The 25,787-nt window shown below is 71.2% G+C and carries 22 protein-coding genes; 8 read left to right on the plus strand and 14 right to left on the minus strand.

All coding sequences use genetic code 11. The features are described 5' to 3' along the window. Positions 1-5 precede the first annotated feature (5 nt). Both J4573_RS55565 and J4573_RS33630 read left to right on the plus strand, forming a co-directional pair. Positions 6-1,211 (plus strand): sensor histidine kinase, encoded by a 1,206-nt coding sequence (locus tag J4573_RS55565; RefSeq protein WP_208259968.1) that lies wholly within the window; start codon positions 6-8, stop codon positions 1,209-1,211. Then, positions 1,208-1,882, plus strand: a complete 675-nt coding sequence (locus tag J4573_RS33630; RefSeq protein WP_208259969.1) for a response regulator — start codon at positions 1,208-1,210, stop codon at positions 1,880-1,882. Before J4573_RS55565 ends, J4573_RS33630 begins: the two co-directional genes overlap by 4 nt. A gap of 77 nt (positions 1,883-1,959) precedes the next feature. Here the strand turns inward: J4573_RS33630 and J4573_RS33635 are convergent, their stop codons facing one another. Next, a complete protein-coding gene (locus tag J4573_RS33635) occupies positions 1,960-2,271 on the minus strand; it encodes a hypothetical protein (RefSeq protein ID WP_208259970.1) in 312 nt (103 codons plus the stop codon). A 12-nt stretch (positions 2,272-2,283) separates the two neighbouring features. Further along, complete coding sequence (locus J4573_RS33640) at positions 2,284-3,264, minus strand: SPFH domain-containing protein (RefSeq protein WP_208259971.1); 981 nt, start codon at positions 3,262-3,264, stop codon at positions 2,284-2,286. 229 nt (positions 3,265-3,493) lie between these two features. Between J4573_RS33640 and J4573_RS33645 the strand changes: the two genes are divergently transcribed. The 3 genes from J4573_RS33645 (at position 3,494) to J4573_RS33655 (ending at position 7,176) form a co-directional block, all read left to right on the plus strand. Beyond that, positions 3,494-5,266: an acetyl/propionyl/methylcrotonyl-CoA carboxylase subunit alpha gene (locus J4573_RS33645; RefSeq protein ID WP_208259972.1), complete on the plus strand. Its 1,773-nt coding sequence runs from the start codon at positions 3,494-3,496 to the stop codon at positions 5,264-5,266. Positions 5,267-5,421: 155 nt separating this feature from the next. Continuing rightward, positions 5,422-6,750 carry a hypothetical protein gene (locus tag J4573_RS33650; protein ID WP_243773985.1) on the plus strand — a complete coding sequence of 443 codons (1,329 nt, stop codon included), beginning with the start codon at positions 5,422-5,424 and terminating at the stop codon, positions 6,748-6,750. A gap of 96 nt (positions 6,751-6,846) precedes the next feature. Continuing rightward, positions 6,847-7,176 (plus strand): DUF5313 family protein, encoded by a 330-nt coding sequence (locus J4573_RS33655; protein ID WP_208259973.1) that lies wholly within the window; start codon positions 6,847-6,849, stop codon positions 7,174-7,176. A gap of 57 nt (positions 7,177-7,233) precedes the next feature. Here J4573_RS33655 and J4573_RS33660 read toward each other — a convergent pair whose 3' ends face one another. After that, the gene (locus tag J4573_RS33660) at positions 7,234-8,622 is read right to left on the minus strand and encodes an NAD(P)H-quinone dehydrogenase (RefSeq protein WP_307797103.1); all 1,389 of its coding nucleotides are present in this window, start codon (positions 8,620-8,622) and stop codon (positions 7,234-7,236) included. Positions 8,623-8,682: 60 nt separating this feature from the next. On the opposite strand from J4573_RS33660, the gene J4573_RS33665 reads away from it, so the two are divergent. Genes J4573_RS33665 through J4573_RS33675 form a run of 3 tightly spaced genes read left to right on the plus strand, consistent with a single transcriptional unit; the run spans position 8,683 to position 11,640 of the window. Beyond that, entirely contained in the window at positions 8,683-9,135 is a 453-nt protein-coding gene (locus tag J4573_RS33665; RefSeq protein WP_208259974.1) for a gamma-glutamylcyclotransferase family protein, read from the plus strand. Between the two features lie 22 nt (positions 9,136-9,157). Continuing rightward, positions 9,158-9,958, plus strand: a complete 801-nt coding sequence (locus J4573_RS33670; RefSeq protein ID WP_208259975.1) for a purine-nucleoside phosphorylase — start codon at positions 9,158-9,160, stop codon at positions 9,956-9,958. Further along, on the plus strand, positions 9,955-11,640 hold the full coding sequence (locus J4573_RS33675) for a phospho-sugar mutase (protein WP_208259976.1): 1,686 nt from the start codon (positions 9,955-9,957) through the stop codon (positions 11,638-11,640). Before J4573_RS33670 ends, J4573_RS33675 begins: the two co-directional genes overlap by 4 nt. 81 nt (positions 11,641-11,721) lie before the next feature. Here J4573_RS33675 and J4573_RS33680 read toward each other — a convergent pair whose 3' ends face one another. The 11 genes from J4573_RS33680 to J4573_RS33730 all read right to left on the minus strand — a co-directional run bounded on the left by J4573_RS33680 (position 11,722) and on the right by J4573_RS33730 (position 25,584). Beyond that, positions 11,722-12,381, minus strand: coding sequence for a PH domain-containing protein (locus J4573_RS33680; RefSeq protein ID WP_208259977.1), 660 nt, complete (start codon positions 12,379-12,381; stop codon positions 11,722-11,724). Positions 12,382-12,411: 30 nt separating this feature from the next. Continuing rightward, positions 12,412-13,482, minus strand: coding sequence for an adenosine deaminase (locus J4573_RS33685; protein WP_208259978.1), 1,071 nt, complete (start codon positions 13,480-13,482; stop codon positions 12,412-12,414). A gap of 121 nt (positions 13,483-13,603) precedes the next feature. After that, a complete protein-coding gene (locus J4573_RS33690) occupies positions 13,604-15,487 on the minus strand; it encodes a Xaa-Pro dipeptidyl-peptidase (protein WP_208259979.1) in 1,884 nt (627 codons plus the stop codon). Positions 15,488-15,607: 120 nt separating this feature from the next. Then, on the minus strand, positions 15,608-16,885 hold the full coding sequence (locus tag J4573_RS33695; protein ID WP_208259980.1) for a thymidine phosphorylase: 1,278 nt from the start codon (positions 16,883-16,885) through the stop codon (positions 15,608-15,610). A gap of 101 nt (positions 16,886-16,986) precedes the next feature. After that, positions 16,987-17,412, minus strand: coding sequence for a cytidine deaminase (locus J4573_RS33700; protein ID WP_208259981.1), 426 nt, complete (start codon positions 17,410-17,412; stop codon positions 16,987-16,989). Positions 17,413-17,433: 21 nt separating this feature from the next. Beyond that, positions 17,434-18,786, minus strand: coding sequence for an ABC transporter permease (locus J4573_RS33705; protein ID WP_208259982.1), 1,353 nt, complete (start codon positions 18,784-18,786; stop codon positions 17,434-17,436). Further along, entirely contained in the window at positions 18,783-20,099 is a 1,317-nt protein-coding gene (locus J4573_RS33710; protein ID WP_243773986.1) for an ABC transporter permease, read from the minus strand. Before J4573_RS33710 ends, J4573_RS33705 begins: the two co-directional genes overlap by 4 nt. After that, on the minus strand, positions 20,096-21,622 hold the full coding sequence (locus tag J4573_RS33715; protein WP_208259983.1) for an ABC transporter ATP-binding protein: 1,527 nt from the start codon (positions 21,620-21,622) through the stop codon (positions 20,096-20,098). The genes J4573_RS33710 and J4573_RS33715 overlap by 4 nt, the downstream gene beginning before the upstream one ends. A 145-nt stretch (positions 21,623-21,767) precedes the next feature. Next, positions 21,768-22,826, minus strand: a complete 1,059-nt coding sequence (locus J4573_RS33720) for a BMP family lipoprotein (RefSeq protein WP_208259984.1) — start codon at positions 22,824-22,826, stop codon at positions 21,768-21,770. Between the two features lie 195 nt (positions 22,827-23,021). Continuing rightward, complete coding sequence (locus J4573_RS33725) at positions 23,022-24,302, minus strand: M20 family metallopeptidase (RefSeq protein WP_372442947.1); 1,281 nt, start codon at positions 24,300-24,302, stop codon at positions 23,022-23,024. Between the two features lie 115 nt (positions 24,303-24,417). Beyond that, the gene (locus tag J4573_RS33730; protein WP_208259986.1) at positions 24,418-25,584 is read right to left on the minus strand and encodes a glutamate--cysteine ligase; all 1,167 of its coding nucleotides are present in this window, start codon (positions 25,582-25,584) and stop codon (positions 24,418-24,420) included. Positions 25,585-25,787: the final 203 nt, after the last annotated feature.

A 25,787-nucleotide genomic window follows, 5' to 3' on the forward strand; every position in this document is an offset into this window, starting at 1 on the left:
CGCCCGTGGATCCCCTCGCGTCCCCTCCGTCCCCCCGCCTTCCGCGCGTTCTGCGACCTGCGCTCCCCGCATGCGCGGTCACCGGGCTGGCTCTGGTGCTGTGCGCCGCGATCACCAGCGGCGACGTGCCCTCCCGGTGGGAGAACGCGCCCATCCCCGGACTGCTGGGGGTGGCCGCGGTGATGGCCATGCCGGTCGGGTGGACGTGGCGCAGGCCGTGGCCGGTCCTGACGGCGCTGCTGGCCGAAGTGGCGATCGTCGCGGCGCTGCGGCTGGAGATGGAGCAGGTCTGGCCGTTGTTCGTGGCCGCCGACCTGGTGGTGGTGTTCCTGACGGCCGTTCGGACGCCCAGGGCGGGTCTCGCCGGCGCCGCCGGGACGTTGCTGGTCCAGCAGGCGGCATGGCAGGGCGGGCTGGTCCGCGATGGCGGGTGGAGCCGTCTGCTCGTGCCGGGTTTCATCGGCCTGTCGGTGCTGCTGGCGTTGAGCGTGGTGGCGGCCTGGCTGTCCGGGACGGCGCTCCGGCAGCGCCGTGAGCACGGCGAGGCCTCGCGCGCACATGCCGCCGCGCAGGCCGTCACCGCCGAACGTCTGCGGATCGCCCGCGAGTTGCACGACATGGTCGCCCACAGCATCGGCGTCATCGCGATCCAGGCAGGAGCGGGCGGCCGCGTACTGCATGACGCGCCCGACCGGGCGCAGGAGGCACTGACCGCCATCGAGGCGACCAGCAGGCAGACCCTGTACGGGCTGCGGCACATGCTCGGCGTTCTGCGCGAGACCGATCCGGCACCGGCGGCGCCCGCCGTGCCCGATCCTCTCGCCGGGCTGGCCGAGCTGGACCGGCTCGTCGCGGCCACCGAGGCGGCCGGCGTCACGGTGGAGGTCCGGCGCCCCACGCAGGACCGGGCGCTGCCGCCGACGGTCGACCACGCGGCGTTCCGCATCGTCCAGGAATCGCTCACCAACGTGATCCGCCATGCCCGCGCCCGCCGCTGCCAGGTGACGATCGACCGGGAGCCGGACGAGCTGCGCCTGGAGATCGTCGACGACGGGACCGGGGAGATCGGCGGGTGCGGCTACGGCATCTCCGGGATGCGCGAACGGGTCGCGTTGCTGGACGGGCACTTCAACGCGGGGCCGGGCCCCGGAGGCGGCTTCCGGGTCCGCGCGCGGCTGCCGCTGTCCGCCCGGGATGGACGGCGCCGATGACCCGGATCCGCGTTCTGCTCGCCGACGACCAGGAGCTCGTCCGCGCCGGGTTGCGCATGGCGCTGGACGCCGCGTCCGGCATCGAGGTCGTCGGCGAGGCGGGGACCGGAGCGCAGGCGGTCCGGTTGGCGAGGGAACTCCGCCCGGACGTCGCCGTCATGGACATCCGCATGCCCGGGATGGACGGCATCGAGGCCACCCAGATGATCACCACCGAGCGGCCGGCGGCTCGCGTGATCATGCTCACCACCTACGACGAGGACGCCAACGTCTACGCCTCGCTCCGCGCCGGGGCCGGCGGCTTCCTGGTCAAGGACATGCCCCTCGACGACATGATCGCCGCCGTCCGGGTGGTGGCGGCCGGCGACGCGCTCATCGCGCCCGGCGTCACCCGCCGCCTGATCGCCGAGTTCGCCGCGCGCCCGGAACCGGCCCCACCCGCCGCCGGTCTCGACGGGATCACCGGCCGGGAACGCGAGGTCCTCACCCTGGTCGGACGCGGTCTGTCCAACGCCGAGCTGGCCGCGGACTTGCACATCAGCCCCGGCACCGCCAAGACCCACGTCGCCAGCCTGCTGGCCAAGCTCGGCGCCCGCGACCGTGTCCAGCTGGTCATCCTCGCCTACGAGCGAGGACTCGTCTCATCCGGCCGGTCGCGGGCTTCTTCGTGACTGATCGGCTGGGCCGCCCGGCTGGGCCGCTCGGCTGGGCTGCTCGGCTCGATCGCCCGGCTGTGATGGGCCCGGCCCTACTGGGCTTCCAGGGCGGCTATCCGGGAGCGGGCCGTGGCCATGGCCTCGTGGTAGCGCGCCTCCCAGTCGGGGTCGGCGTCGGGGATCTCGGCGACGATCTGGCGGCCCAGCTCGGCCAGCAGCTCGCCGTCGGGCATCCGGGTGACCTGGCGGACGAGGACGGCGGTGGTGCCGCCTGCCGACTCGGTGTGGGTCTCCCAGCGGGCCGGGGCCGCCGAACGGGTCTTACCGCCCCGGACGCCGTACGCGATCAGGATCACGACCACGGCCAGCAGGGCGATCGCGACGAGGATGATCACCAGTCGCACGGTCGTCTCCGATCACTTCTGCGGCAGCAGCGGCCCGTTGCCGTTGCCGGGCGCGTAGACCGTGATGCCCTGCGGCAGCGCCTTCAGCTCCTCGATCCTGGCGCAGGTCGGGCACTTGTTGTAGCCGTCCTGGCGGGCCTTGTTGGCGGCCGCCTCGGCCTTGGCGGTCGCGACCCGCGCCTGGGCCTCACTGACCTGGGCGAACGCGGCCTGGGCGCGGTCGACGGCGTCCTGCACCTTCTCCGGCAGCGTCACCCGGACCAGGTTGAAGTGGATGCCGGTGACGAACTTGCCGCCGAGCGTCTGCTCCAGGTCGGTCGCCAGGCTGGTGTTGATCGCGTTCTGGACCTTGGCGATGTTGCCGTTGTTGCTCTGCGCCTGGACGCCGCCCTGGGGCTTGCCGGGCTGCGGCGCGGAGGTGTTCTGCACCAGGGCGCAGGAGGAGACCAGCTCGGCGCAGCGGAAGCTGTTGACCTGGGTGCGCAGGTCGTTGTCTATCACCGGCCGGACGACCTGGTCGAGGAACGCCGACCAGCCCTTGTCGCCGTCCCAGGCGTTGCGCGAGCCGCCGTCGGCGCCGCGGAACTTGCGGGTGCCGTACTTGTCGTCGAACGCCTTGATCGAGGCGTGGTCCAGGTTGAGGGTGAAGTAGAGCGTTCCCTCGATGCCCATGTTGACGCCGTCGGCGCTCGGCACGGTGACCACGTCCACGCCGCTGCGGTCCCCGTCGCCCTGCGAGGTGATCGTGTAGAAGCGCTGCTGGGCCGGGTACTTGTGCGCGGTCGAGTACATGCCGATCCAGGTACGGCCCGAGCCCGGGTCCAGCACCTGGCGGATCCTGTTGTTGTCGAAGAAGCCGCCGTTGCGGACCACGGCGATCTCGCCGCCCGCCGTACGCTCGAAACCGCCGAGCAGACCTATCAGCAGTGGGCCGCCGATCAGGACCAGCGCCACCGCGACGATGATCGCGGTCCGCCTCTGCATCAGCTCCATCGCGGGCACTCCTCTCGCGCCCGTGCCGGGCGCCGCATCCGGTGATCCGTCGAGGGATCACCACATCTGACGGCGCCGGGGCCCGCTTGGATCCGCCGGGATCGAGCCCGATCCGAGACCTCAGGAAGCCCTTTGTCACTTGGGTCGATACTCGATAAGGAGGGGCTTACGTAAACGCTCAAGACCGGGCTATCTAGACTGCGTGCGAGGTTGAGGGAGGAGACCCAACGTGCGCAAGGTCCTGATCGCCAACCGCGGTGAGATCGCGGTACGTATTGCCCGCGCCTGCCGCGACGCCGGGCTCAGCAGTGTCGCGGTGTACGCCGAGCCGGATCTGGACGCCCTGCACGTGCGGGTCGCCGACGAGGCCCACGCGCTGGGCGGCTCCACGGCGGCCGAGTCCTACCTGGACATCGACAAGCTGCTGAAGGTGGCCGCCGAGGCGGGCGCCGACGCCGTGCACCCGGGCTACGGGTTCCTGGCCGAGAACGCCGACTTCGCGGCCGCGGTGATCGCCGCGGGCCTGACGTGGATCGGGCCGCCGCCGGCCGCGATCACCGCGCTGGGCGACAAGGTGCAGGCCCGGCACATCGCCGACAAGGTCGGCGCCCCGCTGGTCGCGGGCACCAAGGACCCGGTGTCGGGCGCGGACGAGGTCGTCGCGTTCGCGCAGGAACACGGCCTGCCGATCGCGATCAAGGCCGCGTACGGCGGTGGCGGGCGCGGCCTGAAGGTCGCCCGCACCATCGAGGAGGTCCCCGAGCTGTACGAGTCGGCGGTACGCGAGGCCATCGGCGCGTTCGGGCGCGGCGAGTGCTTCGTCGAGCGCTACCTGGACAAGCCGCGGCACGTGGAGACCCAGTGCCTGGCCGACCAGCACGGCAACGTCGTGGTCGTGTCCACCCGCGACTGCTCCCTGCAGCGCCGCCACCAGAAGCTGGTGGAGGAAGCTCCCGCGCCGTACCTGAGCGACGCGCAGATGGAACTGCTGTACACCTCCTCCAAGGCCATCCTGCGCGAGGCCGGCTACGTCGGCGCCGGGACGTGTGAGTTCCTGGTCGGGCAGGACGGCACGATCTCGTTCCTGGAGGTCAACACCCGCCTGCAGGTCGAGCACCCGGTCACCGAGGAGGTCGCCGGGATCGACCTGGTCCGCGAGATGTTCCGCGTCGCCGACGGCGAGGAGCTCGGCTACGGCGACCCCGAGCTGCGCGGCCACTCCATCGAGTTCCGCTTCAACGCCGAGGACGCAGGCCGCGGCTTCCTCCCGGCCGTCGGCACGCTCACCAAGTGGGAGCCGCCGTCCGGTCCGGGCGTCCGGCTGGACGCCGGTTACGTCGAGGGCGACACCGTTCCGCAGGCGTTCGACTCGCTGATCGCCAAGCTGATCGTCACCGGCGCCACCCGCCGCCAGGCCGTCGAACGGTCCCGGCGGGCGCTGGCCGAGTTCCGGATCGAGGGCATGCCGACCGTGCTGCCCTTCCACCGGGCCGTGCTGGAGGACGAGGCGTTCGTCCCGGCCGACGACAGCGCCCCGTTCACCGTGCACACGCGGTGGATCGAGACCGAGTTCGACAACCAGATCCCGCCGCACGAGGCCGTCCCCGCCGACGGCGAGGACGAGGCGGGCGAACGCGAGCGGGTGACCGTCGAGGTCGGCGGCAAGCGCATCGAGGTCGTGCTGCCCGCCGGGCTCGGCGCCTCGGCCGCCCCCGCCGCGGCGGGCAAGGGCGCCCCGGCCAAGCGGCGCGCCGGCAAGAAGGGCGGCGCCGCCCAGGCCTCCGGCGACTCCCTGGTCAGCCCCATGCAGGGCACCATCGTCAAGATCGTCGCTACCGACGGCGCCACCGTCGCGGCCGGCGACACCATCGTGGTCCTGGAGGCCATGAAGATGGAGCAGCCCCTCACCGCCCACAAGGCCGGGACGATCACCGGCCTGGGGGCCGAGGTCGGCCAGACCGTCTCCAGCGGCGCCGTCATCTGCGAGATCAAGGACTCCTGACCGCCCCTACGGCCCGTTCCGAAGCCCCTGCATACGGCCGAAAGCAGCGTTCCGAGGCCCCCGCCACCTTCCGGCGGGGGCCTCGGGCGTTTTCGGGCACGGAACGCCGCGGGCCGTGCGCACGTCAATAAAGGTGAGGAGGCAGACTAGTCATCATGAGTTCCAAGCTGTCGACGAGGCCCTGGACGCGCCGTTTCGCCGTCCCTGCGGCCCTCGCCGCCGTTCTGCTGCTGCTTTTCGGGTTCGCCGCGCCCGCCCAGGCCGACAACGTCTCGCAGATCGCCCAGGGTCTGATGAACTCCCGGGTGTACGTGACGACCGACTCCGGCGCTTCGCTGTCGGCGGCCGACCAGAGCAAGATCAGCAACTCGTTCGCCGGCGACGCCGACGTGCGCGCGGTGGTCGTGAACCCCGGCCACTCCCAGCGCGAGCTGGGCGGCATGCTGAAGTCCGTCGCCAACCGGGTCGACAAGGGCAAGACCTACGTGGCGATCGACTCCCAGGGCAAGGAGATGGTCGGCATCTCCAAGGACCTGTCCAGCAAGGACCTCAACAAGCTCATCGCCCAGACCTCGGGGGGCGACGTCACCTCGCGGCTCACCCAGTTCGGGTCGCTGGCCGAGAAGAAGGCCGACGACAAGGCCAAGAGCGGCATGATCGGCGGATTCGTCGTCCTCGGCGTCGTGATCCTGCTGATCGCCGGCGCGCTGGGCGCGTTCCTGGTCGTCCGCAAGCGGCGCCGCGAGAAGCAGGCCCGCGAGATGGCCGAGCTGAAGCGGGGCGTCGAGGAGGACGTGACGCTGCTCGGCGAGGACATCGCCAAGCTGGACCTGAACGTCATGGACCAGGGCCTGGATCCCGAGACCCGTTCCGACTACGAGCGGGCCATGAACTCCTACGACACGGCCAAGTCCGCGACCGAGCGCGCGGCGAGGCCCGAGGACATGCGGGCGGTCACCACGGCGCTGGAGGACGGCCGCTACTACATGACGGCCACCCGCGCCCGCCTCGCCGGTGAGCCCGTGCCAGAGAAGCGCGCGCCCTGCTTCTTCAACCCCAACCACGGCCCGTCCGTCCAGGACGTCATGTGGGCACCGCCCGGCGGCCAGCCGCGTTCCGTCCCGGCCTGCGCCGCCGACGCCCACGCGATCCTGAACGGCGGCCAGCCCGACGTGCGGATGGTCCCGTACGGCGACGGGCGGCGCCCCTACTGGGACGCCGGGCCCGCCTACGCGCCCTACGCGGGCGGCTACTACGCCGGTTACGGCGGCGTCGACCTGCTCAGCGGCGTCCTGATCGGCACCGCGCTCGGCTCGATGATGGGCGGCGGCTGGGGCGGCGGCTACGGCGGCGGCTTCGGTGACGGTGACGGTGGCATGGGCGGCGGTTTCGGCGGCGACGGCGGCGATGTCGGCGGCGGCTGGGACTTCGGCTCCGGCGACTTCGGCGGCGGCGGAGACTTCGGCGGCGGGGGCGACTTCTAACCCGCCCGGCCCCTGACCTGCGAACCCCGGTGGAAACGTTTCCACCGGGGTTCGCTCGTTGTGCGGTGGTCGTTTTGTGGGTATCTCCTTGCCACCATGACCCGCCTGGCTGGTGACCCTGGACTGTGGCGGCGTGCCCGCTACGCGCTGGGGTTCCGGCTGCCCGCCGAGAACCGCGACTGGGTCCGGCACGATCTCACCGACGCCGGCTGGCGGGTGCGGCTCCTGGCCCGGCACCTGCTGATCATGATCCCGGTCTGCGCGGCGCTGATGCTGCTGCCCGGAGAGTGGTGGCTGCGTGTGATGGTGGCGCTGCTGGCCCTGCTGACCAGCACGTTCACCGTGGCGATCAGCTCCGACGACCTGCGCCGCTCACGCCTGCGCCGCCACGGCCTGCCCATCCCCAACCGCCGCCCCGGCGCCTAGCCCGCGGCTCCGGACTGCTTCAGCCACCACGCGAGGGGCCCGAGGCCGCTGAAGCCTTCAGTACGCGTGCTCGGTCATGAGGCGGCGGGCGGCTTCGGTGATGCTGCCGGACAAGGAGGGGTAGACGGCGAAGGTGTGCGCCACCTGGTCGACCGTGAGGTGCTGCTGAACGGCGATCGACAGGCCGAGGATCAGCTCGCTGGCGCGGGGGGCGACGACCACGCCGCCGAGGACGATGCCGGTCGAGGGGCGGCAGAACAGCTTCACGAAGCCGTCCTCGAAGCCCTGCATCTTGGCCCGCGCGTTGCTGAACAGGGGGAGCATGACCGTACGGGCGTTGACCTCGCCCGCGTCGACCATCTTCTGGGAGACGCCGACCGAGGCGACCTCGGGGTCGGTGAAGATGTTGGAGGAGACCCAGCCCAGCTTGAGCGGCTGGACGGCCTCGCCCAGGGCGTGCCACATGGCGATCCGGCCCTGCATCCCGGCGACCGAGGCCAGCATCAGGATGCCGGTGCAGTCGCCCGCCGCGTAGATGTGCGGGACGCTGCTGCGGGAGACCTTGTCGACCTCGACGAAGCCGTTCGAGTTCAGCTTGACGCCGGCCTTCTCCAGGCCGATCCCGCGGGTGTTGGGGACCATGCCGACGGTCATCAGGCAGTGCGAGCCCTCGACCTTGGTGCCGTCCTCCAGCGTGACGATCACGCCCTCGCCGGACCGCTCCACGGCGCCCGCCCTGGACCGGGACATGACGTTCATCCCGCGGCGCATGAACACGTCCTGCAGCACGGCGGCGGCGTCGGCGTCCTCGGTCGGCAGGATGCGGTCGCGCGAGGAGACCAGGGTGACCTTGGCACCGAGGGACAGGTAGGCGCCGGCGAGCTCCACGCCGGTCACACCTGACCCGACCACGATCAGGTGCTCGGGGAGCTCTTCCAGGTCGTACAGCTGGCGCCAGTTGAGGATGCGCTCGCCGTCCGGCTCGGCGCCGGGGAGCACGCGCGGGGTGGCGCCGGTCGCGATCAGGATGATGTCGGCCCGCAGCTGCCGGGAGCCCACCGCGACGACGTGCGGCTCGACCAGCCGCGCCTCACCCCGGACGATCTTGACTTCCTCGTAGGCCAGCCGTTCGGCGACGTCGAAGGACTGCGCTCGCGCCAGGTCCTTCACGCGCTTGTTCACGGTGGGCATGTCGGCCTCGAGACCGCCGACGATGCCGTCCGGGCCGCCGCTGAAGCGGACCCCCAGCGCGGCCGACTCCGACAGGACCGCCATCCGGGTGGAGGTGGCGATCAAGGTCTTGGAGGGCACGCAGTCGGTCAGCACGCACGCCCCGCCGGGGCCGTCGCGTTCCACCACGGTCACGTCGGCGCCGAGCTGCGCCGCGACGAGAGCGGCCTCGTAGCCGCCGGGGCCTCCTCCGATGATCACGATGCGGGTAGTCACACTTCCATTGTTTCCTACTCGAGGGAGTGACCCGAACGGGGTGCCGTACCCTGGACCATCGTGGCACTGTACGCGGCGTACGCCTCCAACATGGACCCCGAGCAGATGAGCTCGCGGGCCCCGCACTCGCCCCTGCGCGGCACCGGCTGGCTGTCGGGGTGGCGGCTCACCTTCGGCGGCCAGGACGTCGGCTGGGACGGCGCTCTGGCGACCGTGGTCGAGGAGTCCGGCGAGCAGGTCTTCGTCGTTCTGTACGACGTCCCCGACTTCGACGAGAAGCAGCTGGACGGCTGGGAGGGCGCCGCGCTGGGCGTCTACCGCAAGATCCGCGTCCGGGTGCAGACGCTGGACGGCGACGCGCTCTGCTGGCTGTACGTCCTGGACGACTACGAGGGCGGGCTGCCCTCGGCCCGCTACCTGGGCATTCTGGCCGACGCGGCCGAGGCCGCCGGGGCCCCCGACGACTACGTCAAGGACCTGCGCAGCCGCCCCTGCAAGTCCCTGGGCGACTGATCGCGCCTGTAGTGTCGGCCAGGTGAGCAATGATGCTTTTGTGCTGGCCCAGGAGGCCGCGGCGCGGCTGCGCGCCCGCACGTCCTTCGAGTCCTTCGACGTCGCCCTGGTGATGGGCTCCGGCTGGGTCCCGGCCGCCGACGCGCTGGGCCACCCGATCGCCGAGCTGCCCGTGACCGACCTGCCGGGGTTCGCCCCGCCCGCCGTCGAGGGCCACGCGGGCCGGATCCGGGTCGTGGAGGTCGGCGGCCGCCGTGCGCTGGTGTTCCTCGGCCGTACGCACCTGTACGAGGGCCTCGGCGTCGACCCGGTCGTCCATGGCATCCGTACCGCCGCGGCGGCGGGCGTCCGCACGGTCGTGCTCACCAACGCCGCCGGCGGGCTGCGGCCCGAGCACCAGCGGGTCGGCGACCCGGTGCTGATCTCCGACCACCTCAACCTGACCGGCGGGAACCCGCTCACCGGCGCCACGTTCCTCGACCTCACCGAGGCCTACTCGGCCCGCCTGCGCCGCCTGGCGCACGAGATCGACCCGACGCTGGCCGAGGGCGTCTACGCCGCGTTCAGGGGCCCGACGTACGAGACCCCGGCCGAGATCCGCATGCTGCGCACCATGGGCGCCGACATGATCGGGATGTCGACCGTCCTGGAGACGATCGCGGCCCGCGAGGCGGGTTGTGAGGTCCTCGGGATCTCCCTGGTCACCAACATCGCCGCGGGCCTGTCGGACGCGCCGCTGGACCACGAGGAGGTCCTGGCCGCGGGCCGCGCCGCCGCCACCCGCATGGGCACTCTCCTCCACACGGTCATCTCGAAGCTATGAGCGGCCTCCAGGACGCCGCGCCTCAGGACGCCGCGCTCCAGGATGCCGCGCGCGCCTGGCTGGCGCAGGACCCGGATCCCGAGACGCGGGCCGAACTGCAGGCGGTCCTCGACTCAGGCGACTCCGAGGCGCTCGCCGACCGGTTCAGCGCCAAGCTGGAGTTCGGCACGGCGGGCCTGCGCGGCGAACTGGGCGCGGGCCCCAACCGCATGAACCGGGTCACGGTCATGCGGGCCGCCGCCGGCCTGGCCGCCCGCCTGCCCTCGGGCGGCGGCGTGGTGATCGGCTACGACGCCCGCTACGGCTCGGCGCGGTTCGCCCGCGACACCGCCGCCGTGGTCACCGGCGCCGGTCTGCGCGCCTGGCTGATGCCCGGCCCCCTCCCCACGCCCGTCCTCGCGTACGCCGTGGGCCAGCTCGGCGCCTCCGCCGGGGTCATGGTCACCGCGAGCCACAACCCGCCCCGCGACAACGGCTACAAGGTCTACTGGGACGACGGAGCCCAGATCGTCCCGCCGCTCGACACGGAGATCTCCACGGCCATCGACGCCGTGGGCCCCGTGAACGAGCTCCCGCTCGGCGACTCGTGGGAGACCCTCGGCGACGAGATCGTCCAGGACTACCTGCGCGCCCTCTCCCACCTGCCGCTCGGCACGGCCCGCGACATCTCGATCGCCTACACGCCCCTGCACGGCGTCGGCCGCGACGTCCTGCTGCGCGCCTTCGAGTGGAACGGCTTCCCCGCCCCGATCCCCGTACCCGAGCAGGAAGACCCCGACCCGGACTTCCCGACGGTCTCGTTCCCCAACCCCGAAGAGCCCGGCGCGATGGACCTCGCGCTCGCCCTGGCGGCCTCGTCCGGCGTCGACATCGTGATCGCCAACGACCCGGACGCCGACCGCTGCGCCGTGGCCATCCCCGCCCCGGGCGGCTGGCGGATGCTCACCGGCGACGAGGTGGGCGCCCTCCTCGCCGAGCACGTCCTGCGCCACACCAAGGGCCCTGACCGCCTCGTGGTCACCACGATCGTCTCCTCGTCCCTCCTCGGCGAGATCGCCCGCGCCCACGGCGTCCGCTTCGCCGAGTCCCTGACCGGCTTCAAGTGGATCATGAAGGCCGGCAGGCCCGGCGACCGCCAGGTCTTCGGCTACGAGGAGGCGATCGGCTATAGCGTCGGCGGCGACGACGGCCTGGTGGTCCGCGACAAGGACGGCATCGGCGCGGCCCTCACGGTCGCCGCCCTCGCCGCCGAGGCCAAGCGCGACGGCCGAACCGTTCAGGACCTCCTCGACGACCAGGCCCGCGCCTACGGCCTGCACACCACGTCCCAGCTGTCCTACCGCGTCGACGACCTGTCGCTGATCACCGACGCGATGGCCCGCCTCCGCGCCGCACCCCCCACCCACCTGGGCGGCCGGGCCGTCGAACGCCTCGACGACCTGGCCGACGGCGCCGACGGCCTGCCGCCCACCGACGGCCTCCGCTTCACGCTGGCCGCGGGCCCCTCAGGCGGCTCGGCCCGTGTCGTCGTCCGCCCGTCGGGCACCGAGCCCAAGCTCAAGTGCTACCTCCAGGTCGTCCTCCCGGCCGCCACCGGTGACCTGTCCTCCATCCGCGATCAGGCCGAGGCGGACCTCGACGCTCTCCGCGCCGACATCGCCGTCACCCTCGCCCTCCCCTAATCGGCCCCACCAATACGCCGATCTTGCTCTGAGCGCCCCTCACCCACCGCGGAAGGGGCGCTCAGAGCAAGATCGGCGCAGTCAGGCCGTCAGGGCGATGATGACGGTGGCCAGGAGGAAGGCGCCGGGGATGCCCAGGGCCAGGACTGCGGCCGGGGACCAGGCGACGGTGCCGGAGGTCTTGCCCAGCTGGGCTTCGGCGGTCTTCTGGGCGTCCTTCTCGGCGGCCGCGGCGGGGTTGCCGGGCTTGCCCTTGGTGGGGCGCTGGCGGTCGCCCATCTCGGTGAGCTGCTGGGCCGCGTACTGCGTGGGGGTACGGCCCGCCAGGTGGTCGGCGGCGGAGCCGGGGACCTTCTTGGCGTCGGCGCGAGCGCGGGCCTCGGCCTTGGCCCGTGCGCGGGGCGAGGTCTGCAGCACCCAGGCGCGCGAGGCACGTTCGGCGCCGTCCGTCCCGCGGTAGCGCACGACGATCGCGTCCTTGTCCTCGATCTTGCGCACGGCGGCCCAGGGCACCCGCACGTCCCGCAGCGGGTTGCGCAGGGTCACGCCGGAGTCGTCGCCGAGGATGATCGGGCGCAGCCCCAGCACGAACGCCAGGCCGCAGCCGAAGATCAGGAGCGCGGCCATCACCAGCGCGGTGGTGTCGCGCCCGCGCACGACGATGTCGACGAGGTTGAGCGCGGCGAACACCATCCACGTCCAGGCCCCCACCCGCGCGGCGGTGGAACGGAACTTCAGCATGACCCGATCATGCCAGTGCCGGGGCCGAGGTCAGACCAGGTCGCCATAGCCGGGTTTGATCACCTTGTTGATGAATTCGAGGCGTTCGTCGAAGCCGATGAAGGCCGACTTCATCGCGTTCACCGTGAACCAGCGCAGGTCCGACCAGTCGTAGCCGAACGCGTCCACGAGCTTGGCGAACTCCTCGGAGAGGGTCGTGCCGCTCATCAGGCGGTTGTCGGTGTTGACGGTGACGCGGAAGCTCAGGCGGCGCAGCAGGCCGATCGGGTGCTCGGCGATCGACTTGGCCGCGCCGGTCTGGATGTTGGACGTCGGGCACATCTCCAGCGGGATCCGCTTGTCGCGCACGTACGCGGCCAGGCGGCCGAGTTCGGGCTCGGGCGCGTCGGCGCCGGTGATGTCGTCGATGATGCGGACGCCGTGGCCGAGCCGGTCGGCGCCGCACCACTGGATCGCCTGCCAGATCGACGGGAGCCCGAAGCCCTCGCCCGCGTGGATGGTGAAGTGGGCGTTCTCGCGCTGCAGGTATTCGAACGCGTCCAGGTGGCGGGTGGGCGGGTAGCCCGCCTCGGCTCCCGCGATGTCGAAGCCCACGACGCCCTGGTCGCGGTAGCGGACGGCGAGCTCGGCGATCTCCATGCTGCGGGCCTGGTGGCGCATCGCCGTGACCAGCGTGCCGACGCGGATGCCGTGGTCGCGGCCGCCCGCCGCGAAGCCCGCCAGAACGGCCTCGACGACCTGCTCCAGCGGCATCCCGGTCTGGGTGTGCAGCTCGGGCGCGTAGCGGACCTCGGCGTACACCACGCCGTCCTTGGCCAGGTCCTCGGCGCACTCGTAGGCGACGCGGGTGAGCGCGTCGGCCGACTGCATCACGCCGACGGTGTGGGAGAACGTCTCCAGGTAGCGTTCGAGCGAGCCGGAGTTGGACGCCTCCGCGAACCAGGCACCGAGCTCGTCCGCGTCGGTGCTCGGGAGCTCGGTGTAGCCGCCCTCGCGGGCGAGGTCGACGATGGTCGCGGGCCGCAGCCCGCCGTCGAGGTGGTCGTGCAGCAGGACCTTCGGCGCACGCCGGATGGCGTCAAGGGTCGGGCGATCGCTCATCTCTGGACCTTACCGCCGGAAAGGTGCCCCTATCGCCGTCAACATCTGCCAACGGCGAGGGCCCGCCGTTCATCAGTGAGATGAACGGCGGGCCCCCTGCTGACCTGGGGTGGAGGTCAGGTCAGCCGTTGGTGATGGGCAGCGTGAGGCTGCTGCCGCCGAGCTGCACCTGGACCTTGGTCCCGGCCGGGTAGCGCAGCGTGTACGCGTGGTCGGTGGCCAGGATCAGCAGGCCGATCCGGTGGCCGGCCTTGAACACGTGGTCGTACGGCTGCATCGGCCAGCTGAAGGTGTAGTCCTTGCCCGGCTTGACCGGCGTCTGCGACCAGATGGAGTTCCGGTTGCGGATGTCGGTCCAGCCCCGCGTCACGATCTCGTACGGGGTGCTCTGCGTGACGTACGAGCGGGACGTGCGGCAGCCCTCGTTGCCGGGGATGCTGTCGCCGTAGCACCACTGGGGCTTGCCGTCGGGCTTGAAGTCGGCGAAGCGGGTGTCGGTGCCGTAGTCGACCAGCAGGCCCGTCAGGTACGGGGACTTGCCGTCGACCGAGGCGCGCACCTTGACCTTGGTGGTGCCCGACAGGCGGACGTTCTTCTTCAGCGCGGGCGTGAGGTAGATCAGCCGGTTCGGGTCGGCCGAGTCGGGCTTGGCCGTGAGCTCCTCGGCCGTACGGGCCGGGGCGTCGACCAGGCCCTGGGTGCCCTTGCCACGAGCGGTGGCGAGGACGCCGGGCTGCTGGGCGGCGGCGCCTCCACCCAGCCCGAAGGTGACCGGGTGGGCGGACGGCTCGGGCCAGTCGCCGTGGGTCTCCCAGGTGCCGGGGGTCCGCTCGATGTCGACCTTGGGCTGCTTCATGATGTCGTTGTTCACGCCGTACAACTCGTGCGCGAACCACTGGTCGAGGGTGTCGAGCCAGACCTGCTTGCGGATGTCGATCGGCTCGTCGTGGCGGGCCTGGTGAATCCACAGCTTGCGGTTGACGCCGGCCTTCTTCAGGCCGTTCCACAGCCCGGCGAACTGGATCGGCTTGACGTTCCAGTCGTGCAGGCCGCCGACCTCCAGGACGCTGGCCTTGAAGTGCGCGGCCTGCTTGGCGAAGTTCCGCTCGTCCCAGGTTGCGTTGTAGTCGCCGGTGACCCGGTCCATCTTCTTCTCGAGGTCGTGCATCACCGGCGCGCAGACCGCGAGGTTCTTGCGGGTCAGCACCGCCTTGGCGTGCAGGTCGAGGTCCTCGCCCTCCCAGCCGTCGGGGGCGACGACGCCGCCGTTGGCGCGGTACTCGTCGTACCAGTTGGAGACGCCGGAGATGGACACGACCGTCTTCAGGCCGTCCACGCGGGTGCCGGCGGTGGCGAGGGGCAGCGTGCCGTCGTACGACTTGCCGGCCATGCCGACCTTCTTGGTCGACCAGTTCGCCTCGACCTTGTTGCCCTTGGCGTCGTAGGCCTTGGCCTTGCCGGTCAGCCACTCGATGACCGACTTCATGCCGGACGCCTCGTTGCGGCCGACGGCGGTCGGGCAGCCGTCGGAGTCGCCGGTGCCGAGCGTGTCGGCGGCCAGCACGGCGTAACCCCGCGAGACGAAGTAGTTGTCGTAGTAGGAGAAGCCGTAGTCCGGCGGGACCCAGGCGCCGGTCGGCGGGTCCCAGGGGGCCAGGCGCGGGTAGTCGGTCACGTCGGCGGGGTGGTACTTGGGGTCCTGCGTACCGGAGAAGTACGGGCTGGCCTCGATGATCGAGGCGACCTTCAGGCTCCCGTCGGTCTCCTTGGGCCGCGTGACGTAGACGGACACGCGGTCGCGCTTGCCGTCGTGGTCGCTGTCGACCGTGGTCTCGACGTAGACCTTCTCCCGGACGGCGTCCTTGTAGGAGAAGGCCGGCTGGGTCTTACCGTCCTTGATGACGACCTGAGGGGCCGCCGGGGCGGCGCTGGCGGGCAGGGCGCCGACCGTCAGGCCGGCCATCCCCGCCGCCGCCACCACGGGCAGAAGTCGTGAGAGAAGCACCGTCGCTCCTTGAGGCTGATAAAGATCGTTGATCAGCCTGCCGAGCGTTGATCATGCGCGTCAAGACCGTTCGCACCTGTTGGCCCGGTCCGGCCCCGGCTCACCCGACTCGCCGCCGGCTCAGGAGATGCGGTCGATGATCAGCGGAAGCTGGTCGGGAACGCCGTCCGGAACGACCTCGTAGGCGCCCTCAAGAGACTCCAGACCGCGTTCGAAACGGTCCGCGTCGTCGGCGTACAGGGTCAGCAGCGGCTGCCCGGCGGTGACCGTGTCGCCCGGCTTGGCGTGGCAGATGACGCCCGCGCCGAACGAGACCGGGTCCTCCTTGCGGGCGCGGCCCGCGCCGAGCCGCCAGGCCGCGACGCCGACGCCGAACGCGTCCAGCCGGGTCAGCACGCCGCTGGACGGCGCGACGACCTCGTGCGACTCGCTCGCGACCGGCAGCTTGGCGTCCGGGTCGCCGCCCTGCGCGGAGATCATCGTGCGCCAGACGTCCATCGCCGAACCGTCGCGGAGCGCCTCCGCCGGGTCCTTGCCGCCCGCCAGGCCCGCCGCGTCCAGCATCTCCCGCGCGAGCCGCACGGTGAGCTCGACGATGTCCCCGGGGCCTCCCCCGGCCAGCACCTCGACCGACTCGGCGACCTCGACGGCGTTGCCGACGGCGCGGCCGAGCGGCCGGTCCATGGCGGTGAGCAGCGCGACCGTGCGCAGCCCGTTGTCGGTGCCGATCCCGACCATGGTCTCGGCGAGCTCGCGGGCGTTCTCGACGGTCTTCATGAACGCGCCGGAGCCGACCTTGACGTCCAGCACCAGCGCGCCGGTGCCCTCGGCGATCTTCTTGGACATGATCGAGGAGGCGATCAGCGGGATCGACTCGACGGTGCCGGTGACGTCGCGCAGCGCGTAGAGCTTGCGGTCGGCCGGGGCCAGCCCGGTCCCGGCCGCGCAGATCACCGCGCCCGCCGAACGCAGCACGTCCATCATCTCGTCGTTGCTCAGCGAGGCGCGCCAGCCGGGGATCGACTCCAGCTTGTCCAGCGTGCCGCCGGTGTGGCCGAGGCCGCGCCCCGACAGCTGCGGAACGGCCGCGCCGCACGCCGCCACCAGCGGGGCCAGCGGCAGCGTGATCTTGTCGCCGACGCCGCCGGTCGAGTGCTTGTCGGTGGTCGGCCGGTCCAGCGCCGACCACTCCATCCGCTCGCCCGAGGCGATCATCGCCTCGGTCCAGCGGGCCACCTCGGCCCGGTTCATCCCGTTCAGCAGGATCGCCATCGCCAGCGCCGACATCTGCTCCTCGGCGATGGCGCCGCGCGTGTAGGCGTCCACTGCCCAGTCGATCTGCTCCGGCGTGAGCTCCCCGCCGTCCCGCTTGGCCCGGATCACATCAATGGCGTCCACTACTCACTCCTCGCAGGGATCACAAACTCGCCGATCTTGCTCTGAGCGCCCTTATGAGGGGGCTCAAAGGGCGCTCAGAGCAAGATCGGCGTACTTGGTCGTCAGGTTGCTCGTTCGATCAGGTCTTCTGGGCCGAAGGCGTCGGGGAGGACTTCGGACATGGGGAGGACGCCTCGGGTGGTCTCCAGCAGCATCGCCGGGCCGCCGTGCTCCCAGAGCAGCTGGCGGCAGCGCCCGCAGGGCATCAGCGGCTCGCCGTGGCCGTCGACCACGGCGACGGCCAGCAGGCGCGGGCGGTCTCCGTCGGACGTCACCGGCTTGCCGGGGCCGTGCAGCGCGCAGACCAGGCTGCACTCGGCGCACAGCCCGAGGCCGTACGAGGCGTTCTCGACGTTGCAGCCGGTCAGCACCCTGCCGTCGGCGGTGAGGCCCGCGGCGCCGACCGGGAAGCGGGAGTACGGCGCGTACGCGCGCCGCATCGCCTCCTGGGCGGCCGACCGCAGGGCCTTCCAATCGATCTCGTTCATCCCCCGATTGTCACCCACGCGCTAACGTGCCTCGCCGCGCCGGTAGCGCAGGCCGTCGGCGGCGGGCATCCGCAGCCGCTGGCTCGCCAGCGCCAGCACCAGCAGCGTGGTGACGTGCGGGAAGAACGAGACGAGCTCGCCGGGCACGGCGTCGGTGGTCAGGTACCAGACCAGCAGGCCGCCGGCCGCGACGACCGCCAGCACGACGCCGATGTAGGTGTTGCGCAGGACGCGGCGGTCCAGGTCGGTCTCGATGGACGAGCGCATCCGCGGGGTGCGCGACAGCTGGTAGCCGGCCACCGCGATCAGGATGACCGTGACGAACAGCAGCAGCGCGTGCACCGAGTCGCCGCCGCCGCGCGCGTTCATCGCGTCGGTGTAGCCGAACAGCAGCGAGCCCGCGGCGAGCCCGACGGGACGCCAGTTACCGAAGATCATCGCGGCCAGGCCGATGTAGCCGCGGCCGCCGGTCTGCCCGTCCTGGTAGAGCGGCGCGGCCACGGTGACCAGGAACGCGCCCGCCAGCCCGGCGAACCCGCCCGAGATCATCACGGCGACGTACTTCATCCGGTAGACCGAGACGCCGAGCGACTCGGCCGCGTACGGGTCCTCGCCGCAGGAACGGATCCGCAGGCCGAACGCGGTCTTCCACAGCACCACGTACGTCGCCGGGATCAGCAGGATCGCGACCAGCGTGAGCAGCGACATCCCGGCCGTCACGCCGCGCACGATCCCCGCCAGGTCCGACACCAGGAACCAGTGGTGCTTCTCCAGCGAGCCCAGCCAGTCGGGGCTCTGCCAGCTCCCGATCTTGCCGCCGGACAGCACCGGCAGCGTCAGCGTCTTGATCGGATCGATCGGCGGCGACTGGCGCGGGCCGCCGCCGAGGGCCTTGGCCTTGCCGGTGTCGAAGATCAGCCCGGCCAGGAACTGGGTGAGCCCCAGGCCCAGGATGTTGATCGCGACACCGGAGATGATGTGGTCCACGCCGAACGTGACGGTGGCGATCGCGTGCAGCAGGCCGCCGAGCATGCCGCCGATGATCCCGGCGAGCACGCCCACCCACGGACCCCACTGGTAGCCCGCCCAGGCGCCGGTCCAGGTCCCGAGGATCATCATGCCCTCGAGGCCGATGTTGATCACGCCGGAGCGTTCGGACCAGAGGCCGCCGAGGCCCGCCAGCAGGATCGGCACGGCCAGGCGCAGCATCGCGCCGACGGTGCCGCTGGAGGTGACGTCGTTGGCGTCGTCGACCACCCGGACCAGCGACAGCAGCAGGAGCAGCCCGCCGATGATCAGCAGGTAGTGCGGCCAGCGCAGGTTGAGCCTGCCGTTCACGGACTTGACCTTCTCCGCCACGGTCGCCGTGCTCATGCCGTCTCCTTGGCCAGGTCGTGCCCGGTGGCCAGCTCGGTCGCCACCGACCGCTGCTGCAGCCTGATCTCCCAGCGCCGGACGAGCTCGTAGACGATCGCGACGGTCAGGACCACGACGCCCTGCATCACGCCGACGATCTCCTTCGGCACCCCGACGTCCTGGAGGACGTCCGAGCTCTGGTCGAGGAAGGCGAACAGCAGCGCGGCGAGCGCGATGCCGAGCGGATGGTTGCGGCCGAGCAGCGCGACCGTGATGCCGGTGAAGCCGAGCCCCGCCGGGAAGTTCAGCGAGTATTCGTACGAGGCGCCGAGCAGCTCGGGCATGCCGATCAGGCCGGCCACCGCGCCGGACAGGACCATCGTGATGACGATCATGCGCTTGGCGCTGACGCCGCTCGCCTGCGCGGCCGAGGCCGACAGGCCCGACACCTTCAGGTCGAAGCCGAACCGGGTGAAGTTGATGACCACCCAGAAGACGATGCCGACCACGATCGCCAGCGGCAGCAGGCCGTAGACGTCGCCCGGCAGGTTGATCCCGATCGAGGACAGGAAGCCGTTCAGCGGGCCGACCCTGCCCTCGCCGGGGATCTTCGGGGTCGCCACGTTGTTGCTGCCCGGCCGCACCTCGGCGAGGCGCTTGTCGTTCAGCAGGTAGGCGATCACGCCGGTCGCGATCGCGTTCAGCATGATCGTCGACAGCACCTCGCTGACGCCGCGGGTGACCTTGAGGATGCCCGCGATCGCGGCCCACAGGCCGCCGATCAGCATCGCCGCCACGATCACCAGTAGCTGCCCGAACGGGGCGGGCAGGGTGAGCGCGCCGCCGAGCGCCGCCGACAGCATCGCGGCGAGCCGGTACTGGCCGTCCACGCCGATGTTCAGCAGCGCCATCCGGAAGCCGATCGCCACCGCGACCGCCGACAGGTAGTAGCGGGTCGCCCGGTTGACGATGTCGACCAGCGACGACTGCTGCGTGCCGTAGTCGATCATGCTCTGGATCGAGCTGACCGGGTCGGCGCCCGACAGCCGCATCAGCAGCGCCGCGATCAGCACCGAGATCAGCAACGCCAGCAGCGGCGCGCCGATCTTGAACGCCAGCCCGCGCGGCCCGAGGCCCTGCAGCATCGCCTTCCACGCCGGGATGGTCTCCGGCGTGTCGCCCGCCGGAGCCGCCGTGGCGGCCTTGGCCCTGGCCTCGGCCTCCGCCGGAGTCTCCTCGGGCGGAGTCTCCTCGGGCGGAATGTCCTTGGGCGGAGTGTCCTTGGGCTCGTTGTCCCTGGAGCCGGGCTCGTTGTCGCTTCGCTCGCTCATGCGGCGTCCCCGGCCCCGGTCATGGCGGAGCCGAGCTCCTCGGGGGTGACGGTCCCCGGATCGACCTCCGCGACCAGGCGGCCGCGCAGGATCACGTGCAGCGTGTCGGACATTCCGATGAGTTCCTCGAGATCGGCGCTGATCAGCAGCACGGCGAGGCCCGCGGCGCGGGCCTGCCGCAGGTACTCCCAGATCGCGGCCTGCGCGCCGACGTCGATGCCGCGGGTCGGATGCGCGGCGATCAGCAGCCGCGGCTCGCCCGACATCTCACGGCCGACGATCAGCTTCTGCTGGTTGCCGCCCGACAGCGCCGCCGCCGGCACCTCGATGCCCGGCGTACGGACGTCGTAGGCCCGCACGATCCGGGTGGTGTCGCGGCGCGCGCCGCGGCGGGCGATCCAGGGGCCGCGCACGTTGGGCTTCTGGGTCTGGTGGCCGAGCATCCGGTTCTCCCAGAGCGTCCCCTCCAGGATCAGCCCGTGCCGGTGCCGGTCCTCGGGGATGTAGGAGATGCCCGCCTCGCGGCGGCGCCGGGTCGGCCAGTGGGTGATGTCGTCGCCGCCGTAGGTGATGACGCCGGTGCCCGCCGGGCGGATGCCCATCAGGGCCTCGATCAGCTCGCTCTGGCCGTTGCCCTCGACCCCGGCCAGCCCGACGATCTCACCGCGGCGGATGCGCAGCGACAGGTCGTTCACGACCGGGCGCCCGTCCTCGGTCACCACGGTGAGGCCCGCCACGTCCAGCTGCACCTCGTCGGTGACCGTGGACTCGCGCAGCTCGGGCGTCGGCAGCTCCGAGCCGACCATCATCTCGGCGAGCTGCCGGGACGTGGTCTCGCGCGGGTCGACGCAGTCGGCGACGGTGGTGCCGCGCCGGATCACCGTGATGGTGTCGGCGACCGCGAGCACCTCGTCGAGCTTGTGCGAGATGAACAGCACGGTGAGGCCCTCGGCCTTCAGCTCCCGCAGGTTGGCGAACAGCTCGTCGACCTCCTGCGGGACCAGCACCGCGGTGGGCTCATCCAGGATGAGCACCCGCGCGCCCCGGTAGAGGACCTTGAGGATCTCCACCCGCTGCCGGTCGCCGACGCCGAGCTTCTCGACGAGCGAGTCGGGGTCCACCCGCAGCCCGTACGCCTTGCCCATCTCGGTGATCTTCTTGCGCGCTGCGGCGAAGTCGATCCCGCCGCGGCGCTTCGGCTCGGCGCCGAGGATCACGTTCTCCAGCACGGTCAGGTTGTCGGCCAGCTTGAAGTGCTGGTGGACCATGCCGATGCCGCGCGCGATCGCGTCGGCCGGGGTACGGAAGGAGACCTGCTCGCCGTCGATCTCGATGGTCCCCTCGTCCGGCTTCTGCATGCCGTAGAGGATCTTCATCAGGGTCGACTTGCCGGCCCCGTTCTCGCCGCACAGCGCGTGGACCTCACCGCGGTTGATGGTGAGGTCGATGTCGCGGTTGGCCACCACGCCGGGAAAGCGCTTGGTGATCGATGTCAGCCGTACGGCCGGCACCTCGTCAGGCACGAGTGCCCCCCTGACTCAGAGTGCGTCCAGATCAACTGCGTGCGGATCCTGCGGGTCAACGACCCGCGCCGCGCGCCTCCCGCCGGTGGTCGGCGGGGTGCGCGCGGCGGATGGTCCGTCCCCTATGCCCGGGAACGAACGTGGATCACTTGGTGGGCACCTGGATCTTGCCGCTGATGATGTCGGCCTTGTACGCGTCCAGCTTGGCCTTGATGTCGTCGACCTTGCCGCCGGAGGCGGAGTAGCCCACGCCGTCGTTGGCCAGGTCGTACTTCTTGGTGCCGGCCTGGAAGGTGCCCTTGGAGACGGCCTCGACGAAGTCGTACACCGACACGTCCACGTGCTTCACCATCGAGGTGAGGATGTAGTCCTTCACCGTGGAGACGGCGGGCAGGTTGTACTGGTCGGAGTCGACGCCGATGACCATCTTCTTGGCCGCGCCGACGGTCTTGATCACGCCGATGCCGGCGCCGCCGGCCGCGTGGTAGATCACGTCCGCGCCCTTGTCGAGCTGGCCCTTGGCGGCCTCGTTGCCGAGCGCCGGGTTCTTGAACCCGTCGAAGTTCGGCGGCTCGGTGAGGTACTTGGCCGGCAGGATCTTGATCGACGGCTTGGCCGCCTTGGCGCCCGCCTCGTACCCGGCCTGGAACTTGTGGATCAGCGGCACGTTGACGCCGCCGATGAAGCCGATCGTGCCGGACTTGGACTTCAGCGCGGCGGCCGCGCCGACCAGGAAGGAGCCCTGCTCCTCGGAGAAGCAGGCGCCCTCGACGTTGGCGCCCTCGACCTTGCACTGGTCGGCGTCGACGACCAGGAACTTGGTGTTCGGGTAAGCCTTCGCCACCTTGATCACCGAGGCGGTGTAGGCGAAGCCGACGCCGATGACCGGGTTGTAGCCCTTGCCGGCCAGCAGCTTCAGCCGGGCCTCCTTGTCGGCGTCGGGCTCGTCCGGCTTGGCGGAGATCTCCTCGGTCTTGATGTCGAGGTCCTGCTTGGCCTTGTCGAGACCGGCCGCGGCCGAGTCGTTGAACGACTGGTCGCCGCGCCCGCCGATGTCGAACGCCAGGCCGACCTTGACGACCTTCTTGCTGTCCCCGCCGCTGGAGCCCCCAGTGTCGGCCTTCTTGCCACCGCACGCGGAGGCGCTCAGCGCGAGCGCTGCGCCCGTCACGCTGACGAGCGAGATCTTGTATCCACGGCGCAAGGTAGCGCTCCTTCCATTCCCCACCCAGTCATAGCGGCCAAAACAGGCCACCGAAATCGTGAGGAAACTACCTCGCGCCGAACGCGAAACGCCCGCCGTGCACCGTTTCGCAACGCGTCCGTTACCAACGCGTACGCATATCGCCACAGGTCAAAGCCCGGACGGGGCGTGAGATGTGGAAGGGATGCGGTGGTCTCAGGCGATCGCGGCGCCCTCCATGGGCTCTTGATCACCGGGACGGTTGCCGTCCCACAGGGCGGTGAGCGCCGTGGCCGCGAGCACCCGGACGCCGGCCGCGATGCAGCTCTCGTCGACGTCGAAGTCGCCGCGGTGAAGGTCGTACTCGCCGGACGAGCCGGGCTCGCGCACGCCGAGGCGGGCGAGGGCGCCGGGGATCGACTCCAGGTACCAGCCGAAGTCCTCGCCGCCCAGGCTCTGCGGGGTCGGCACGGCGGCCTCCTCGCCGAGCACCTGCGCCGAGGCGTCCCGGAACATCTGCACGCTGGTCGCCTCGTTCACGGTGGGCGGCACGCCGCGGACGTACTCCAGCGAGGCCTCCACGTCGTAGGCGGCGGCGACCGACTGGAGCAGCGACTTCATCATCTCCGGCGCGCGGTGCCAGGCCTCGTCGTCCAGGCAGCGCACGGTGCCCTCGGCGATCCCGTCGTCGGGGATCGCGTTGGCGACCGAGCCGGCCGAGACGCGGCCCCACACCAGCGACAGGCTGGAGCGCGGGTCGACCCGGCGCGACAGCGCGGCGGGGAGCTCGGTGACGATCTTGGCCAGGGCGTACACCAGGTCGGCGGTCAGGTGCGGCCGGGCGGTGTGCCCGCCGGGGCCGGTGACCTTGACGTAGACCTTGTCGCAGGCCGCGGTGATCGGCCCGGTGCGCAGGCCCAGCTGGCCGACCTCGATGCGCGGGTCGCAGTGCAGCGCGAACGCGCGGTCCACGCCGCAGATGCCGCCGGCGGCCATCACGTCCAGCGCCCCGCCCGGGGTCTCCTCGGCGGGCTGGAACAGCAGCCGGACGCGGCCCGGGAGCAGCCCCGCCGCGGCCTGCTGGGCCAGGAAGAGCCCGGCGCCCAGCACCATGGTGGTGTGCACGTCGTGGCCGCAGGCGTGCGCGACGCCGGGGACCGTCGACTTGTACGGCACGTCCTTCTCGTCCTGCAGCGGCAGCGCGTCGATGTCCGCGCGCAGCGCCACCGTGGGGCCGTCCTCAGGGCCGATGTCGCAGAACAGCCCGGTGCCGCGGGGCAGCACCTGCGGCCGCAGCCCGGCCTCGGTCAGCCGTTCCACGATCCGCTGGGTGGTGCGGTGCTCGGCGTAGCCCAGTTCCGGGTGCATGTGGAGGTCGCGCCGGAAGAGCTTGAGGGCGTCCTCGTGGCGCGCAAGGAAGGAGTCGAGCTGCAGTTGCAGCTGCTCGCCGCCGAGCGCGGCCACAGGTCCGCCGCCTGATGGTTCAAGGCCGGGCATCACCCCGGGTCCCGGTGTGGTCATGTGCGCCCCCTGCGCCATGGCGGAGCCGAAAGGCGTCCGCCCCGTGGTCTGTTCCGAACCGGAGGGGCTGGCCGATTCGCCGTCGGTGTCCTCACGTTCCGACATGGGCAACCTCCCCCAGGGTGACGAATCTGTCCTCTGCGAACTCGGCGATCGCCGCCTGTACGACGTTCTCCAAGGTTCCGCCCTCGGCGCGGATCGCGCGCTGGCGTTCGTACGGCGCCCCGTGTTCCAGGACCTCGCCGGCGACCTTCAGCTCCTCCGCGCAGCCGAGCCGGTCGGCGACCGGCTCCAGCTCGCGGATCAGCTCGTAGAGATCGTCGCGGAGCGGCGCCGTGTTCCCAGTGTCATCGGTAATGACGATGGCGTCGAGGCCGTATCTGGTAGCGCGCCACTTGTTGTCGCGCACCACCCAGGCGGCCGGCCGCGGCAGCGTGTAGCCGCGGTCCAGCTGCTGGTCGAAGAGCGTGACCAGGCTCTGGCAGAGTGCGGCCGCCATGCCCACCTCACGCAGGGTGGGAATCCCGTCGAACATCCGGATCTCGATCGTGCCGAAGTCGGGATGCGGGCGGATGTCCCACCAGACCTCCTTGATGCTCCGGATGGTACCGGCGCGCAGGAGGGTGTCCATGTAGTCCTCGAAGGCGGCCCAGTCGTCCAGCAGGTGCGGCGGGCCGGCCGTCGGGAGCTGGCCGAACACGACGGCGCGGCTGGAGGCCAGCCCGGTGTCGCTGCCGCTCCAGAACGGGCTGGAGGCCGTCAGGGCCAGGAAGTGCGGCAGGTAGGCCGAGAGCGCGTTCACGATCGGGATCGCCTTGTCGACGTTGCGCACACCTACATGAACGTGCACGCCGAAGGTTTGGATCCGCCGCGCGAGCCACTGCATCTGCTCGATCAGCTCGGCGTAGCGCTGGATCGGCGCCATCACCGCGTCCCGCCAGTCGCTGATCGGATGGGTCCCGGTGCAGGCCAGGGCCAGTCCGCGGGCGGCGGTCGCCGCGCGCAGCTCCTTGACGGTGGCCGCCAGGTCGGCCTTGGCCTCCCCGACGGTGTGACTGATATCGGTCACTATCTCGACCGTGGACTCCATGAGCTCATGCCGGATCTTGGGGTTGTCCCCGCCCTCGCTGAGCGACGGCAGGGCGGCGAGCACCTCGCGTGCGTCCTGCCGAAGGTGCATGGTCTCGGTGTCGATGAGCTGGAGCTCCCACTCCACGCCCAACGTCGCGCCACGGGATGGGTTGAAGTCAATGGCCACGGCCAACCTCCGTCCACAATCCTTGCAGGTCGATGCGTGGCACGTGGCGCAATTCAGCCAGCGGGTCACTAAGCCTGGACAAACGCCGGACCAGATCGCCGTCTCACCCCATGATGGCGCCCGGTGCCCGTCACCTGCAGGGGTCCATGCCCTTCGCAGATCAATTGACTCGTACGGGCGACCGGTGAACACGGTCCGTCACC

It is taken from the genome of Actinomadura barringtoniae (assembly GCF_017573505.1).
In the GTDB taxonomy this organism is placed as follows: Bacteria; Actinomycetota; Actinomycetes; order Streptosporangiales; family Streptosporangiaceae; genus Spirillospora; species Spirillospora barringtoniae.